14 protein-coding genes are annotated in these 17,752 nt (G+C 39.3%); all 14 read left to right on the forward strand.

Going from position 1 to position 17,752, the window contains the following annotated elements; translation table 11 throughout:
- Positions 1–31: 31 nt before the first annotated feature.
- The 14 genes from CIL03_RS14125 to carB all read left to right on the forward strand — a co-directional run bounded on the left by CIL03_RS14125 (position 32) and on the right by carB (position 17,551).
- Positions 32–1,108, forward strand: coding sequence for a sensor histidine kinase (locus CIL03_RS14125; protein ID WP_094886525.1), 1,077 nt, complete (start codon positions 32–34; stop codon positions 1,106–1,108).
- An 11-nt stretch (positions 1,109–1,119) separates the two neighbouring features.
- On the forward strand, positions 1,120–1,755 hold the full coding sequence (locus CIL03_RS14130) for a response regulator transcription factor (protein ID WP_094886526.1): 636 nt from the start codon (positions 1,120–1,122) through the stop codon (positions 1,753–1,755).
- Positions 1,756–1,896: 141 nt separating this feature from the next.
- The gene (locus tag CIL03_RS14135) at positions 1,897–2,703 is read left to right on the forward strand and encodes a cytochrome c oxidase assembly protein (protein WP_165767966.1); all 807 of its coding nucleotides are present in this window, start codon (positions 1,897–1,899) and stop codon (positions 2,701–2,703) included.
- Positions 2,704–2,856: 153 nt separating this feature from the next.
- On the forward strand, positions 2,857–3,789 hold the full coding sequence (locus CIL03_RS14140) for an ABC transporter ATP-binding protein (protein WP_094886528.1): 933 nt from the start codon (positions 2,857–2,859) through the stop codon (positions 3,787–3,789).
- A gap of 15 nt (positions 3,790–3,804) precedes the next feature.
- Positions 3,805–5,067 carry an ABC transporter permease gene (locus CIL03_RS14145; RefSeq protein ID WP_094886529.1) on the forward strand — a complete coding sequence of 421 codons (1,263 nt, stop codon included), beginning with the start codon at positions 3,805–3,807 and terminating at the stop codon, positions 5,065–5,067.
- Complete coding sequence (locus CIL03_RS14150; RefSeq protein ID WP_094886530.1) at positions 5,064–6,179, forward strand: ABC transporter permease; 1,116 nt, start codon at positions 5,064–5,066, stop codon at positions 6,177–6,179. The genes CIL03_RS14145 and CIL03_RS14150 overlap by 4 nt, the downstream gene beginning before the upstream one ends.
- Before the next feature lie 226 nt (positions 6,180–6,405).
- Complete coding sequence (locus CIL03_RS14155; protein ID WP_094886531.1) at positions 6,406–8,304, forward strand: heavy metal translocating P-type ATPase; 1,899 nt, start codon at positions 6,406–6,408, stop codon at positions 8,302–8,304.
- Between the two features lie 116 nt (positions 8,305–8,420).
- On the forward strand, positions 8,421–8,630 hold the full coding sequence (locus tag CIL03_RS14160) for a heavy-metal-associated domain-containing protein (RefSeq protein ID WP_094886532.1): 210 nt from the start codon (positions 8,421–8,423) through the stop codon (positions 8,628–8,630).
- Between the two features lie 156 nt (positions 8,631–8,786).
- Positions 8,787–9,746 carry an alpha/beta hydrolase gene (locus CIL03_RS14165; protein WP_240508089.1) on the forward strand — a complete coding sequence of 320 codons (960 nt, stop codon included), beginning with the start codon at positions 8,787–8,789 and terminating at the stop codon, positions 9,744–9,746.
- A gap of 214 nt (positions 9,747–9,960) precedes the next feature.
- Positions 9,961–11,001, forward strand: coding sequence for an N-acetyl-gamma-glutamyl-phosphate reductase (gene argC / locus CIL03_RS14170; protein WP_094886533.1), 1,041 nt, complete (start codon positions 9,961–9,963; stop codon positions 10,999–11,001).
- Between the two features lie 17 nt (positions 11,002–11,018).
- Positions 11,019–12,245, forward strand: coding sequence for a bifunctional ornithine acetyltransferase/N-acetylglutamate synthase (argJ, locus tag CIL03_RS14175; protein ID WP_094886534.1), 1,227 nt, complete (start codon positions 11,019–11,021; stop codon positions 12,243–12,245).
- A 10-nt stretch (positions 12,246–12,255) separates the two neighbouring features.
- Positions 12,256–13,059, forward strand: coding sequence for an acetylglutamate kinase (gene argB / locus CIL03_RS14180; RefSeq protein ID WP_094886535.1), 804 nt, complete (start codon positions 12,256–12,258; stop codon positions 13,057–13,059).
- Complete coding sequence (locus CIL03_RS14185; RefSeq protein WP_094886536.1) at positions 13,052–14,251, forward strand: acetylornithine transaminase; 1,200 nt, start codon at positions 13,052–13,054, stop codon at positions 14,249–14,251. The genes argB and CIL03_RS14185 overlap by 8 nt, the downstream gene beginning before the upstream one ends.
- Positions 14,252–14,293: 42 nt before the next feature.
- Positions 14,294–17,551, forward strand: coding sequence for a carbamoyl-phosphate synthase (glutamine-hydrolyzing) large subunit (carB, locus tag CIL03_RS14190; RefSeq protein ID WP_094886537.1), 3,258 nt, complete (start codon positions 14,294–14,296; stop codon positions 17,549–17,551).
- The last annotated feature ends 201 nt before the right edge of the window (positions 17,552–17,752 follow it).

The following is a 17,752-nucleotide window of genomic DNA, read 5'->3' on the forward strand; positions in this document are numbered from 1 at the left end:
TAGACTTTAGCCCTTAAAGGGGAGAAATAACGTGAAATTATTTTGGGTTCGTTTTTTCATCTTCAGTTTATTATGGGTGCTGGTCCTGATACTGGATAGTACCCATTTACCATACAGCGTACTGGCATACACCATTTCACTTGGAATCTTTTTTCTTCTGTCCATTGGAAAAGGGCCGCTTCTCTTATATGCAGGTTTATCTTTCATGATTTTTCTGCAGGCTTATTTTCTGGTGGACGGCTTAGCGTTCACATCTATATTATTGCTTTACACGATAACGGATGCAGCATTTCGTTTGAAAAGTCATTTTCATTGGTATATGACTGGAAACTTTTTAATTTTAGTCATACTTGAATTAATAAATGATGGTTTCCTGGTGGTGAATCTTTTCTTATATGTTTTGTTTTATATTGTAATTACAGCACTTCAGCAAAAGACAGCTGATCTTTTCGAGCAGAGAGGAATCTATGATGAACTGTTGGGAGAGTACCGGATATTAAAACGACTGCATGTTGAAGCCGAACGTGATGCAAGACTGGAAGAAAGAACGAAAATAGCACGAGATATTCATGATTCTGTCGGACACCGCTTAACTGCACTGATTATGAAACTGGAGATGCTTTCGATACAACAAGGGAATTCTGAATATGATGAGTTAAAGAAAATGGCAAAAGAAAGTCTTGATGAAACACGTCAGGCAGTGAAAGCATTGCAGACTGAAGAGTATGAAGGTATTTCAACCGTTGTTCACTTAATCCGAAAACTGGAAGCAGAAAGCCATATCCTTGTACAATTCACCATGAAGCAGGGTGTTTTATCAGTAAAGCTTTCAAACCGAAACAGTGTTGCCCTGTATCGGGTCATCCAAGAGGCTCTAACCAATGCGATGCGTCATGCCGGATCAAGAGAAGTACATATTACGTTAGGGAAGTCAGCAATTGGAGATGTTTCCTTTGAAATCAAAAATGCTGTATTTGAGCCAAAACCGTTTAACTATGGATTTGGGCTCTCAAATATGAAAAGTCGTGTAGAGGATTTACAAGGCAGTCTGCATGTCTATCAAACGGAAAAGCACTTTGTCGTATCAGGGACAATTCCAGGTGAGTAAGGGGTGGCTTTATGTGGAAGGTAATGATAGTGGAAGATCAAGCAATTGTGAGGCAGGGACTTAAAGTAATACTGGAACAGGATGAAAATATAACGGTCACGAAGGTAGTGTCCAATGGGCTGGAGGCCATCCAAGTGCTGGAAAAGCATCTGGTTGATTTCATAATGATGGATGTCAGAATGCCCGTCATGAATGGGATAGAGGCTACAAGAAAAATAAAACAGAAATGGCCTTATGTTAAAATCCTTATCCTGACAACATTTAATGATGATGCTTACGCAATGGAAGCTTTAAAGGAAGGTGCTAACGGATTTTTGCTTAAAACATCCGAACCGGAAAAGCTAATCGAAGCGGTATACAGCTGTATGAAAGGTGGGCTGACTATCCATGATGAAGTAGCGGCAAAAGTAATGCCGCGGCTTTTGAAGCGATCGGGTACGCCTGCCATGGATGTAACGCTTTCCCCAAGAGAAATGGAAATTACAAAGCTTATTGGAGAAGGCAGGACAAACAAGGAAATTTCAAAACAGCTTCACCTTTCCATTGGAACGATTAAAAACCATCTTACACAAATCCTGCAGAAAACCGGATTTCGTGATCGGACACAATTAGCTATATTTGCAGTGAAGCATGATATAACTGATTAATGATTTTACATAATTTTGCTCCACAGTTGGCAAATACTGCAGCTGATTTTTGTCATTATATTGTGACATATTACATCTCTGTTTATCGGGAATTTCCTTTATACTTATTGTAGAAATGCAATGATAAAGGTGTGGCTTAAAATGCTTGATATTTTACTGGAGGAGTTTCATTTTTCCACAATGTGGAATGGCGGAATTCTATTATTCATCTTATTTGGTGTAATCATCTATTTATTTATTCTGCCAGAGGATAAAAATCATAAATGGTGGAGGACAATCCTCTTTTTCACTGGTTTAATTATTCTATTTATCTCCATTGGAAGTCCATTGAATGTTATAGGCAGAATCCAATTCAGTACACATATTATTCAAATCGTGCTTCTGCTGTTGTTTGCACCGCCACTGCTGATCATCGGATTCAAAAAGAAAACAATGGAGAAAATTTTATCCATTCCTGTTTTGGCTAAAATCATGCGCGTAATTACCAATCCTATCGCTGCTATTATTTTATTTTATTTATTATTTTATGGTTATCATATTCCTGTAATTTTTAACAATGCGAGAATCGATCTTTATCTGAATTACTTTTATCTCCTCGCATTATTTATCGCTGCATTCCTGCTTTGGATACCGATAATTTCATCCAACCGGTTGCATCAAAAGCAAAAGCGGTACTATATAATTGCAAACATTGTATTGCTAATCCCGTATAGCTTGTTATTACTGCTGGCAAAAGATGTCCTTTATATGATTTATACAGATGTGGATATGTTTATCTCAGCACTTGCAGTTTGTCTGCCTGACTTTCAGGATATACCTAAGGAATTTTTCCAGGCTATCATGCCTTTTAATCCAGCTGAAGAACAGCCTAAAGGCGGATGGATCTTACTGGTGAGTCAACTTGTGATTTTTGGTTTCTCTTTATTTATGACGGAAAAAAATAAATAATGATGAAGTATACTCTCTGCAATTGCAGGGAGTTTTTTTAATGCTAAGTAAACTAATGACTTAAGTCACCCTAAATGAATAAAAATCAGTGACTCCAGACAGTATGCTATCAGTTAAGTTGAGAGTAAACTAAAGGTACAGGAGGCGATGCGTGTGCTTGAATTAGTAGATTTATCAAAGAAATTCAAACAAATTTATGCCGTGAAAAATTTAAATATGTTTATCGAGAAAGGTGAAATTATTGGTTTGCTTGGTCCCAATGGAGCAGGTAAATCAACAGCGATATCAATGCTGACCTCTTTAGTAGAGCCAACGGATGGCGATGTTCGTTTTCATAATAAAAGTATCTTGAAAAAGCCTGCACCCCTAAGGGCAGTTATTGGAATGGTTCCACAGGAAATTGCGCTATATGATGACTTAACAGCACAAGAAAACCTGCAATTTTTCGGGAGAATTTACCGGCTGAAAGGTGCTGTGCTTAAGAAGAAAATAGATGAAATTTTGGAATTGATCGGTTTAACCGATAGAAGAAAAGATGTTGTTAAAACTTTTTCGGGCGGGATGAAACGGCGTCTTAATATAGGTGTGGCACTCCTGCATGATCCAGAAGTAATCGTCATGGATGAGCCGACTGTTGGCATTGACCCCCAATCGAGAAGCTATATACTCGAGACAGTAAAACGCTTGAATGCAGAAAGGCAAATGACTGTATTATATACAAGTCACTATATGGAAGAAGTAGAATTCCTTTGTGACCGCATCTATATCATGGATAAAGGTGATCTGATTGCTTCCGGAACAAAGGAGGAAATAAAACGGATTCTCTCCGCAGAAAAAACGATTTCCATTAAAGCTGACAGATTTAATGATACCTTCATTGATTTATTAGAGCAGAATCCAACTATAAATCGTGTAGTGGCAGAGGAAAAAGAAGTAACCATCATAACTGCAAAAGAGACTAATTTATTTTCTGATTTAATCAAAATGGCAGAGGATACAGGAATTGAGCTAAACTCTGTCGATGTAAAAACTCCGACACTTGAGGATGTCTTCCTGCATCTTACCGGAAGAGCTTTGAGAGATTAAGAGGGGGACAATCAATTGATAGGACAAATCATAAAAAAACAATTGCTCCTGTTATGGCGCAACCCCATGCAGCTGGTGCTGCTGGCAGGTCTCCCTATAATTCTGATTGCAATTTTGGGTACAGCGCTCAGTGGAATGATGGAGGGCGGCAGTCCGAATATAAATATGAAAATCGGCTTTATCAACCATGGGGATGAGGAAAAACAAATAGATCAATTTATTGCTGATATGGAAGAAGAACTGCCTTCTGAAACAGTGGAATCGATACGGCCAGCAGTAGAGCAGTGGAAACCGGCAGCTATGCTGAAAGATGTTTTTGACAATGAAGAGCTCAAAGAGATGACTCAGTTTAATGAAGCTCAACCGGCTGAACGGGATAAAATCCTGGCAGACGATTCGTATACAGCCGTTATTGAAATCCCTGAGAACTTCACATATGAAACATTAGAGAACAGGATTCTTGATAAAACAAATGAACCTGCACTGAATGTTTCGCTGAATAATGGGCATCAAATTGGTTCAAGTATTGTCAACGATATTCTTCATCAATTTCAGGAACAGCTTACATTAGGAGAGTTTCTTGCAAATGAAGGTATTGACCAGACGGTACTGCAATTGGATGAGGGTTTAGTTCCAGGAGATAAAACTTCAATCAGTCAAAAAAATCCTGTTAGTGCAAAGGATTACTATGCTGTTGGGATGGCTGTGATGAACGTACTGTTTATTGCCTCAACAATCGGTTCTATCGCTTTTCTTGAAAGACAAATTCATGTATTTGATCGCGTGATTTTGGCAAATGTTTCACGATGGATTTATTTTATTGGCACATTTATTTCAGCAAGCATAATCAGTGCTTTGCATTTGCTGATTGTGTATGGTTTTGCCTGGGCAGTCTATGGTGTTTCCTGGCCAAACCTTGCTGCGTTTTTCACCGTAACACTGGCATTTGCGATTGCAGTTGGAGGTATTGCCGTACTGCTTACAGCAATTAGCTATCGCTTTAACTCTGAAGTGATTATAAACTTTTTCTCAGGAATTATTGTAACACTGATGGCAGTACTTGGTGGAAGCTTTTTTCCAATTGGAGATTCTTCGCCATTCATCAGAATGCTTGGGAATCTGACACCAAATGGAGCGGGAATGTCCTCGTATTTGAAAATAATCAGGGGTGACGGAATAGTTGAAATCAGCAGTCATCTCTTATTTTTGGCGGTATTTGCACTCGTTGCCATCATCATTGCAGCATTAAGCTTTCCTAAAAGGGGGGCATCCATATGATAGGAATTTTACTGGCGAAATTCAGGATGTTTATTAGAAATCCATTTGTATTTGTGCTATTCACGGGAATGTCTATTGGTTTTGCACTTATGGTAGGCGGAACCGGAGGAGCATCCACCATTCATGTTCCCGTATATGCGGAAGATGATTCAGTAAAGGATTCTTTCATTGGCGAGAAACTAAAAACAAATGAAGCCTATTCCTTTAACTGGATTTCTGAAGAAGAAATGAAGGAGCAGATTTCCAATGGAAAAGCAGAAGCTGGAGCAATACTTTCAGAGAATGATTTTCAAATAATTGTTGGTGTCGATTCAGCGAATGCTTCAATGATTGAAGAAACCATCCGTGGAGCATATGTGGAGAAGTTAAGACAGGAACAAATTCTGGAAGCATCGAATGCTGAATCAGAAAGCGAAAAAGAAAAAGTGCTGGAAGAACTGGAGGCTGCAAAAAACTCACCAGCTTTTACCATTAAAACAAGCAGCCTCGGAGGATCAGATACGGTAGTATATGATAATACATTTCATTCCCTGTTTGGATTTACATTATTCTTTGTCATTTACACAATTGCATATAATTTATTGCCTGTATTAATAGAGAAAAAAGATGGGATTTGGGATAGGATGATCCTGTCGCCTGTGAAAAAGTGGGAAATGTATGTGGCTAATTTAATTTACAGCTTTTTTGAAGGGTATTTGCAGGTCCTGATAATCTTTCTTGTTTTCCGTTACTGGGTCGGGGTTGATTTTAATGGCAGATTCGCGGAGACCTTGTTGCTGCTGATGCCTTATGTTTTTGCGATCGTTGCATTATCCATTTTCCTTACAGCAGTGACGAAAACTGTGCAGCAATTTAATGCAGTGATTCCGATTGTTGCTGTCAGCATGGCGATGATTGGCGGGGCATATTGGCCGATCGAAATCGTTGAATCAAAAATCCTGCTGGCATTATCCAAAATTAATCCTGTTACCTATGGAATGGAAGTGCTGAATGGTACTGCTGTTTATGGCTATCCTCTGGAGGAATTGCTGTATCCAATCAGTATATTGCTTCTAATGGGGGTAGTGCTGACAGGTATTGGTATTCATTTAATGGAAAGAAGACATGTTTAAAGTTATAATCAAATTAAAAGTAGTGAACACAGAAAATAGCTCCGTTCAAAATGAACGGAGCTATTTTTTGTGTTTAATGTCCATAGAACTATTTCTTTTTTAAAAAATGTAAATTCCCCTGAAATCTTGACGCCGGTCAAATCTATTTAGTCGAGAATCAATTATGATAAAACCATAAAGAAATTATAATTCTAAATAAGTACCTATAAAAAGGAGAAGATGAAGCATGTTTATTCAATGGGTAAATAAGTATAAAAAACAAATTACATTTTTATCAGGAGCTTTATTAATTTTAGCATTGATTGTTAATATTGCAGGTTATTATGATATCCGTCAAACTATTTTGATTATCACAACCGTAATCGCCGGTGTGCCAATTTTCATCAAGGCATTTCAGGCCCTTCGCATGAAAGCTTTCAGTATTGAATTGCTTGTAACAATCGCTGTAATCGGTGCACTGTTTATTGGTGAATATGTAGAATCCGCTGTTGTTACCTTTCTGTTCTTATTCGGGGACTACTTGGAAGTACGCACATTGCAAAAAACACGTTCTTCCTTAAAGGAACTGGTTGATATGGCACCACAGGAAGCAACTGTTGCCCGTGATGGCAACACGCTGACGATTCCAGTGGAAGAAGTGGTGGAAGGAGATCGCGTAATTATTCGCTCTGGTGGCAAAGTTCCAGTTGATGGCAGTATTGTAACAGGGCAGGCTTCCCTAAATGAAGCTGCAGTTACAGGAGAATCAGTACCCGCAACGAAAAAACAGGAGGATAATGTTTTCAGTGGAACGATTGTTGATAATGGATACATTGAAATTGTTGCAGAAAAAGTTGGTGATGATACAACCTTTGCTAAAATTATCGAGCTGGTTGAAGAGGCACAGGAATCTAAATCAAAAACTGAGAAGTTTCTGGATAAATTTGCAAACTTTTATACCCCAGCCGTTGTTGTATTATCTGTTCTAGTCTATCTATTAACAAGGGATCTTCACTTAGCAATCACCTTCCTTGTTGTAGCTTGTCCTGGTGCACTTGTCATTGGTGCTCCGGTTTCTAACGTTGCAGGAATAGGAAATGGTGCGAAGAATGGGGTTCTTGTTAAAGGTGGAGAGGTCATGGATAAGTTCTCCAAAGTAGACACCCTGGTTTTCGATAAAACTGGAACCCTTACAAAAGGGAAACCAGAAATAACTGATATAAAAACATTTAACGGTCAAGAAGAGAATAAATTGCTGCAGCTTGTTGCTCAAGCAGAAACTATTTCGGAACATCACTTAGGACAGACAATTGTAAAAGAAGCCAAAACAAGAAATATTGCTCTGGATCAAGAACCTGAAAAAAGTGAGGTAATCAAAGGAAATGGAATCCGTGTCACACTGGCAGGGCATGTACTGGCAATTGGAAATCGTAAATTGATGAAGGCTGAAGCAATTGAAATTCCGAAAGATGTTGCAGACTATGCTGTAGAACGTGAAAAAGCAGGAAATACCGCTATCTTCGCATCTGTAGATGGAAAAGTTTCCGGTATCTTCTCAATCGCTGATCAAATCCGGGAAGATGCACCAAAAGCACTGGCACAGATGAGAAAGAATGGCATAAAGAAAATTGTAATGCTGACAGGCGACAACAAACACACGGCAGAACTGGTTGCCAACCAACTGGGATTAGATGAATTCCATGCAGAACTATTACCGGAAGATAAAGTAGAATTTGTAAAACAATTAAAAGAGTCAGGGCATGTCGTAGCAATGGCAGGAGATGGAATCAATGATGCACCAGCGATTGCAACAGCAGATATCGGACTGGCAATGGGCGAGGGCGGAACCGACGTCTCGATGGAAACCGCAGATGTTGTTCTGATGGCGGATAAACTAATGCAATTCTCACATGCTTACTCGCTATCGAAAGCAACCATCCGCAACATGAAACAAAACACCTTCCTCTCAGTTGGAATTGTCTTCGTTCTGCTTGCAGGCGTCTTAGCAGGAAGTGTTCATTTAGCTTCCGGTATGTTCATCCATGAAGCAAGTGTCCTGCTTGTTATCCTGAATGCAATGCGACTGATTCGATTTAACCGTAAAGACAGGAGAGAAGAATCACACGTAGAAGTAGCACCTGCGTAATCAAGTAAGTGGTTCCTGCTTTTTAAAAGAATCAAACAAAAATTGACCTGCGTCAAGGAATGCAATCAGAAACACTTTTATAATAAAGATATAAGAAAACAAAGGAGAGATTCGATATGACAACAGCTAAATTTCAATTAGAACCATTAACTTGTCCATCCTGTATTAAAAAAATTGAAGGCAAACTAAGCAAAATGGATGGGGTGGTAGAAGCAAAGGTATTGTTTAACTCCAGTAAAGTGAAAGCAACTTTTAGTGAAGATCAGGTTACTGCTGATGAGTTAAAAATAACTATTGAAAAGTTAGGGTATCCAGTAATTGCATAGAGATTGATGAAATTAGAACCCCGCCTTTGGTTTATAAAGTGGGGTTCAATTCCTTTTTAGAAGAACTTTTGTAAACAAGTACCAGCCAAAAATAGGTTTATGCTGCTTTATTTTCCTGTATAATAGAATTAGAGATTAACAGAGAGGAGAGGCAGCGTGAAAAAGAAGAAACTTTGGATGAAAATAGGGATAGGACTGCTTTCTATTCTTTTAATTATAGATATTACTGCCAGCTTTTATTTCTATAATCTGGCCATCGAACGTAATGTGAAAGACTTTCTAGTTGGAAACTCAGATTTGGAAGTGTCCGCCGAAGCAATGGATGTATTCATTGATGGTGACTGGCGAGAGTGGGTGGACAATCAGGATTTTGAGCAATGGGAAATGGAATCCTATGACGGTCTGAAGCTGCAGGGATATTATTTAGAAGCAAAGGAACCAACGGATAAAACAGTTGTACTGGCACATGGCTATCTGGGCCGGGCTAGGGATATGGGGCTGTATGGACAGTATTATTATGAAGAGCTTGGCTATAACATATTTACTGCTGACCTGAGAGGACATGGACAAAGTGAAGGGGAATACATTGGATTTGGCTGGCATGATCGTCTGGATTACCTGGACTGGATTGATAAAGTGCTTGAAAGGACGGGATCAGATTCAGAGATTGTACTTCATGGTGTATCCATGGGTGCTGCCACAATGCTTATGACCAGCGGTGAGGATCTTCCTGAAAATGTAAAAGCAATTGTAGCTGACAGTCCATATACAAGTGTATATGATATGTTTGATTATCAAATGGGGCGCATGTTTCATTTACCGGCATTCCCTATTTTGCCAAGTACCAGTCTAATAACACAAATGAGGGCAGGTTACTCGTTAACAGAGGCCTCGGCACTGGATCAGGTTAAAAAAGCAGAAGTTCCAATTTTATATATTCACGGAAATGCTGATACATTCGTACCAACTTCAATGACGGAAGAATTATATAAAAATACGAAAAGTAATGCGGAAATGATTACCTTTGATGATGCCGGACATGGAGAAGCTTTTGTCACACAAAAGAATCGCTATATTAATAAAATGAATGCATTTTTAAATAAATATATAGATTAGCAGTTTAAAGGTTTTCTGTCTTCGGACAGAAAACCCTTTTAAACTAAAATGGCGGCTTATTTCTATGTTTATTCATTAATTAAATGAATTTTTGTTTATAATAATACATAAAAATGTATAAATATAAATAAAAATTCATAAATATACTTGATTAATGAACCCAAAACTTCTATAATAATGAATAATTTAATAAATGGAGGAAGGGAAGAGTTTCGTGAAAAAAGCAGCAATTATAGGTGGAACGGGTTATGGAGCAATTGAACTAATCAGGCTTATTCAAATGCATGAATATATACATCTGGAAAAAATTATATCTCATTCACAGCATAAAAAGCAACTTTATTCATTTTATCCGCATTTAACTAATTTTATAGATGATCCAATGGAGGAATTAGAGATTGACAGTTTGAAAGAGGAAGTGGATATAATTTTCTTCGCAACGCCAGCTGGTGTAACGAAGAAGCTTATCCCCAAGCTGATAGACTCATCTGTACAATGTATTGATTTATCAGGTGATCTCAGGATCAGCTCAAGAGAGCAGTATGAACACTGGTATAAAGGTGAGGCAGCTCCGCAAGTTGCATTGGATCTGGCAGTTTATGGAATGCCGGAATTATATAAAGAACAAATAAAAGGTGCAAGGGTAATTTCCAATCCTGGATGTTTTCCAACATCTGCCATCCTTGGATTGTATCCAGCACTTGAGCAGAAAATAATTCAGCCTAATCCCATCATTATTGATGGAAAGACTGGCGTATCAGGTGCTGGCAGGACACCATCAGCGATGACTCATTTTTCAGAGACGAATGATAATCTGAAAGCTTACAAAATCGGAAAGCATCAGCATATTCCTGAAATTGACCAATATCTGTCGACCGCAGTAAATGAACAGGTGTCTTCTGTTTTCACGACCCATTTGATTCCGATGACACGCGGGCTGGTCTGCACTATGTATGGACAATTGACAGAAGGAATAACTACAGAGGGTGTCGTCAGTTTATACAAAAATTATTATGAATCCGCTCCGTTTGTCAGGATCCGTCCAGAAGGAGAGTTTCCTGTTACGAAAGATGTTTACGGAAGTAACTTTTGTGACATCGGATTTTATGCAGATAAACGAACAAATCAGCTAATTATTGTTTCTGCAATAGATAATTTAGTAAAAGGAGCAGCTGGTCAGGCAATACAAAATGCAAATATAATGAATGGCTGGGAAGAAGGCCACGGGTTAAACTCAATACCAATGTATCCATAAGAAAGGGTGAAAAATCAATGATTACTGCAACAGAAAAGAGTATTCAAATTATTGAAGAGGGGCATATAACAAGTCCGAAAGGTTTTACAGCAGGGGGGGTACATTGCGGACTTCGAAAAACAAAGCTTGACTTTGGCTGGCTCCACTCGGAAATACCAGCTGCTGCTGCAGGTGTTTATACATTGAACTCCTTTCAGGCTGCGCCACTAAAGGTTACGAAAAATAGTCTTGAAAAATCAAAAAAGCTGCAGACAATTGTCGTGAATTCAGCCAATGCCAATGCATGTACCGGAAAGCAGGGCTATAGCGATGCATTGGAAATGCAAAAGCTCACGGCGGAACAAATGGGAGTAGAGACTGACCATGTAGCTGTATCATCAACAGGGCTTATTGGTGTCCCGCTTCCAATGGATAAAATCCGTTCAGGTATCGGGATGCTTGGAAAAGAAGCAGATACTTCACCTGAAAATTTTGAGAAAGCTATTTTAACTACAGATACTGTAACGAAGCATCTTGCTGCTCAAGTGGAAATCGATGGGAAAATGATCACAATTGGCGGTGCGGCAAAAGGATCTGGAATGATCCATCCAAATATGGCAACAATGCTTTCCTTCATTACGACAGACGCTGCGGTTGAACAGAAAAGTCTGCAGTCTGCTTTAAAGTCTGCAACTGACAACACATTTAATATGATCACGGTTGATGGAGATTGCAGCACAAATGATATGGTGCTGGTGATGGCGAACGGTATGCAAAAAAATAAGCCATTAAATGAGTCTCACCCTGAGTGGGATAAATTTTTTGAGGCATTTCAATTTGTATGTCAGGGGCTTGCAAAGCTAATCGCTAAAGACGGAGAAGGCGCGACAAAGCTGATTGAAGTTAACGTAACTGGAGCACCTTCAGAAATTGCTGCAAGACAAGTAGCAAAGGCGATAATTTCCTCGAATTTAGTCAAAACAGCAATTTATGGAGCTGACCCTAACTGGGGAAGAATTGTTTGTGCAGTTGGCTACAGTGAACAGCCGATTGATGCAGACAAAGTGGGTATTTCTCTAGGCGATATTGCAGTTGTAAAAGATGGACTGCCACTGGATTTTGATGAAGGAGAAGGGAAACTATACCTGCAAAATGAAAATGTCAAACTGATTGTGAATTTAAACATCGGTGAATACGAAGCGACTGCATGGGGCTGTGATTTGACCTATGATTATGTCAAAATTAATGCTTCCTACCGGACATGAGGTGAATGTGATGAATGCAGTGATTTTAAAAATCGGGGGAAGTATTTTAGCAAAACTTCCTGATTCCTTTTATGAGATGGTTGTACAATTGAAAAAGTCTGGCATCTGTGAGCCTGTCATTGTCCATGGTGGCGGGCCGGATATTAATCAGGCCTTAGAAAAATTTGAGGTTGAAAGTACTTTCATTGATGGATTGCGAGTAACAACAGATGAAGTTCTTGATATTGCAGAAATGGTAATGAGCGGGTCCGTAAATAAAAAAATCGTTCATCAGCTAGAGAAGGCAGGGGGAGCAGCATGTGGAGTGAGCGGATTGGATTGCTCCCTGCTAAAGGCTGCTCCGGTTGATCCGACGGGGGCTCTGGGCTATGTTGGACAGGTGGCAGAGGTAAACTCCGATTGGCTGAATCTCTTAGTGAAGACTGGAATAATTCCAGTAATTTCACCAATAGGAATGGATGCTTCAGGCCAGCGATATAACATTAACGGAGATATGGCTGCATCGGCAGTTGCCGGAAGTTTGAAGGGGAAGCTTGTCTTAATCAGTGATATTCCCGGTGTAATGGAAAGCCTTGATAATACCAAGATTATCCATCCAGTACTGACGAAACAACAGGTTGAAGAAAAAATTTCAACTGGTGTTATCCATGGCGGAATGATACCAAAAGTCCGTTCAGCGTTAAAAGGGCTTGATGGCGGTGCAACTGAATCAGTAATTTTAAATGGATTGGATCCTATTGATTTGAAAAATTATATTGAAGGTAAAAAGGCCGGGACAAAAGTTGTTATGGAGAAGGAGGCTTATCATGTCTAGCGTTACAGTAAAACAGAGCAATCTAATGAATACCTATAACCGTTTTCCAATCAGCCTTGTGAAAGGAAAAGGCAGCTATGTCTGGAATGAAAAAGGAGAGAAGTTTCTGGATTACACGTCCGGTATTGCAACATGCAATCTGGGGCATGTACCAGATTCAGTTCAGCAAAAATTAAAAGAGCAGGTCGATACACTATGGCATTGCTCAAACCTATATGAAATTCCATCTCAGCATTCGCTTGCAGCTGCATTAACGAAGAATAGCTGCTTAGACCAGGCTTTTTTTGCTAATAGCGGGGCGGAGGCAAATGAAGCTGCCATCAAAATAGCAAAAAAATATGCAAAGGACAGCGGGCATCCAGAGCGGACCGAAATCGTTACATTCAAAAGTTCATTTCATGGGAGAACAACTGCAACTTTGGCAGCTACTGGCCAAAAAAAGATCCATGATGGTTTTACTCCATTAACCCCTGGCTTTCGATATTTGCCGTTTAATGATTTCGAGGCTCTTCAACAAATAAACAATGAAAAAACAACTGCCGTGCTTCTCGAGCTTGTTCAAGGTGAGGGAGGAGTAAATCCTGCTGATAAGCAATGGGTGAATGAGCTTGCTGATTTATGTAAAGATAAGGATATATTGCTGATGATCGATGAAATTCAAACCGGAATCGGCAGAACAGGGACGTTATTTGCCTATCAGCAATACGGTGTGGAACCAGATGTTATTACATTGGCTAAAGGACTGGGTTCCGGTTTTCCTATTGGTGCCATGCTAGCAAAAGAACATGTTGCAAAATCCTTTCAGCCGGGTAGCCATGGCAGTACTTTTGGCGGAAATCCATTGGCAATGACTGCAGGCTTGGCAACACTGGAAGAAATACTGGAAGAAAACTTGCTGCCAGATGTTTATAAAAAGGCTGTATGGTTCTGGAACGAAATGGAAACTGTAAAACAGAATTTTAACTGTATTAAAGAAGTCAGAGGGACCGGTTTTCTGATCGGGGTTGAATTATATGACGAAGCAGCTCTAGTGATTACCAGATTCAGAGAAAAAGGGATCCTTGTCCTGGCTGCAGGAGCTAAGGTGCTTCGAATATTACCACCATTGACAACCTCACAAGAGGAACTGGAGATTTTTACAGATACATTCAAACAAATTGCTGCTGAAATAGATGCCACTTCAACAAACTAAAATTGTATATTTTCAGTAACTCACCTCAGGAGGAATTTAATTATGTGGAAGCAAAAAGCTTTAAATAAAGTGCTTGTAATAGGCTCCGGTCCAATTGTCATTGGGCAGGCTGCTGAATTTGATTATGCAGGCACACAGGCGTGCCTGTCTTTAAAAGAGGAAGGAATTACTGTTGTACTTGTTAATAATAATCCCGCAACCATCATGACAGACGAAAAAATTGCGGATTCTATCTATATGGAGCCACTGCAAGTGGATACATTGGAAAAAATCATCGCAAAAGAGAAACCGGATGGATTGATTGGGTGTCTGGGAGGACAGACGGGATTAAACTTAACGGTGGAGTTATCCGAAAAGGGAATTCTGGATAAATATAAAGTTAAGCTTCTGGGTACTTCTGTTTCCTCCATTAAAAAAGGCGAGGACCGTGAACTATTCCGCAATTTAATGATTGAAATAAATGAGCCAATCCCAGAGTCAAAAATAGTGGAGTCCATGGATGAGGGTATTGATTTTATAAAAGATGTTGGATTTCCAGTGATTTTGCGGCCAGCTTACACACTCGGCGGTACAGGTGGCGGGTTTGCATATAATGAGGATGAATTTATTGGAATTTTAAATCAGGGGCTGAAATTGAGCCCGATTCATCAGGTGCTGGTTGAAAAAAGCATCAAAGGCTGGAAAGAAGTAGAGTATGAGGTAATGCGCGATTCCGCAGGTAATTGTATGGTTGTCTGTGATATGGAGAACATGGATCCAGTAGGGGTGCATACAGGAGACTCCATTGTTGCTGCACCCGCGCAAACATTATCAGAATTTCAAAAACAGATGCTAAAGAATGCATCCATCAAAATAATTCGGGCACTCGATGTTGTCGGTGGCTGCAATATTCAATTTGCATTGCATCCGGAGGCCAATGAGTACTTCATCATTGAAGTAAATCCAAGAGTGAGCCGGTCTTCAGCACTTGCTTCAAAAGCAACCGGATATCCAATTGCCTATATAACAGCAAAGTGTGCGGTTGGAAAGCAGCTTGATGAGATACAGCATCCTGTTCAGATCAGCACAAATGCTTACACGGAGCCAATACTGGATTATGTTGTTGTAAAATTGCCCCGCTTTCCGTTCGATAAATTTACGGAAGGTGATCGGACATTAGGGACACAAATGAAGGCTACTGGTGAAGTAATGGCGATTGACTCCACATTTGAAGGTGCACTGAATAAAGCTGTCCGTTCCCTGGAAATGAATGTGACCAGTCTAAACTGGCCTGGAATGCATGATAAATCACTTGTGGAACTGGTAGACCTTTTATCAACCCCGAATGATTTAAGACTTTTTGCAATTACTGAAGCCTTTCACCGTAAAATGAATATTGATCAGCTGATAAAGCTCACAGATATGACTGAATGGTTTTTAGGCAAAATTAAATCGATTATTGTATGTGAACAATTACTGGTAAAGGATAAATGGCCAAATTTATCGATGAAAAATCTAAAAGAAGCGAAGCGATTGAATATCAGTGATGAGCGGATTGCTGATCTAGCTGGAACCACAGCAAAAGAGCTGAGAAGTTTTTATCGGAAGCATTCCATGAAACCTGTATATAAGGCAATTGGTTCAGGTGAATTTGATGATTCTTCAGTATGCTATTACTCCACCTGGCAAGGCAGTGATCATGCAGTCCAAACTAGTAACAAGAAAAAAGTTCTTGTTCTGGGTTCCGGTCCAATCCGTATCGGGCAAGGAGTTGAATTTGATTACTGTTCAGTTCATGCCGCGTTGTCTTTAAAGAAGATGGGCTATGAAGCAGTAGTGATCAATAACAACCCGGAAACAGTCAGTACCGACTATTCAGTTGCAGACCGTCTGTATTTTGAACCATTGGCATTGGAAGATATAATGGCAGTTATTGAAAAAGAAAATATAGATGCGGTACTGATTCAGTTCGGTGGTCAGACGGCTATTAATTTAGCAAATGATCTGAAAGAGGAAGGAATCAATGTTTTGGGGACCACGCCAGAACATATTGATCAAATGGAAGACAGAGAACAATTTTATAACCTGTTAAATAAGTTAAATATCCCTCATATTGAGGGGCACATTGTGAGAAAAAGTGAGGAATTAACGGAGTCTGTTCAAAATCTTGGATTTCCAGTTCTGATTCGACCATCCTATGTGATAGGGGGACAGTCGATGTTCATTTGCAATAATGAACAAGAGATGAACAGTTACATGGAAAGAATGAAAAAAGAGACGAATGGACGAATCTGGCCACTATTAGTTGATCAGTACGTTCCGGGACTGGAGTGCGAAATTGATGTAATAAGTGATGGCAACGAGATTGTCATTCCAGGGATCTTTGAACATCTGGAAAAAGCAGGGGTCCATTCCGGTGACAGTATGACAATTTTCCCATCTGTAAGTCTACCTGAAGAAACGAAAATGCGCATTGTGGAAATTGCAGAAAAAATCAGCAGTGCTGTGCCTGTTATTGGAATGATGAATATTCAATTTGTTATTTTTGAAAATATTATTTATGTCCTTGAAGTAAATCCTCGTTCCTCCAGAACCGTGCCAATTATGAGCAAAGTGACTGGAATCCCGATGATTGAGTGGGCGGTGAAAGCACAGCTCGGCACCCCGCTGATAGAGATAACAGAGGAATTGGGTTTATTAAAGGAACCAGTCCACTTTACTGTAAAAGCACCAATTTTCTCAGCTGGTAAGCTAAATGGTGTTGACCATGTTTTAGGACCGGAAATGAAATCAACCGGAGAAATTATTGGATTAGGATGGTCGAAACCGGAAGCATTGGCAAATGCATCTTCTTTTCTAGGAATCCAAAATCTGCATCAGGAAAAATTACAGCTCTTTGTGTCCGTTTCTGACCGCATGAAAAAGGAAAGTATAAAGCTGATAACAGAATTTATGCAGCTTGGAGTACAGATAACTGCAACGGAAGGTACAGCAAAATATTTGCAGAAAGCGGGTATTCAAGCAGAAGAAATCATAAAAAATAAAGAAGGTTTGCTCAATCACTGGAAAAATACACCGCCACATATCGTCCTGAATATACCTAATCAGGGAAGGCAAAAAGAAAAAATCGGATTTTATATCCGTGAATTATCAGTTAGATACCAGGTTCCGTATTTTACCAGTTTGGAAACATTACAGGCAATGACAGGCTGGTTTAAGAATAAAAAATTTGAAGCAAAACCGAGAACATTAAGAGAGTATTTAAAGCAAATGGATGTGGAGAAAAATGTAAAGGAGAATTTTGAAAGTGCAGTACTTTAATAACATCCAAACGAGTATATTTCAGGAATGAAAATGAAAACAAACACGTTATTTCACATTAGAAATAACGTGTTTGTTTTTGTTGTTATATCATGATTTGAAGAACTGGGATGATCAATATAAAATTGTATTTTCAAAAGTATAAATTTTGGGGGACAGAGATGAATATTCAACAAAAGTACTATTTGGTCATTTTTGCTG

Origin of the sequence: Virgibacillus indicus (genome assembly GCF_002266285.1) — a bacterium.
GTDB classification, from domain to species: Bacteria; Bacillota; Bacilli; order Bacillales; family Amphibacillaceae; genus Virgibacillus_K; species Virgibacillus_K indicus.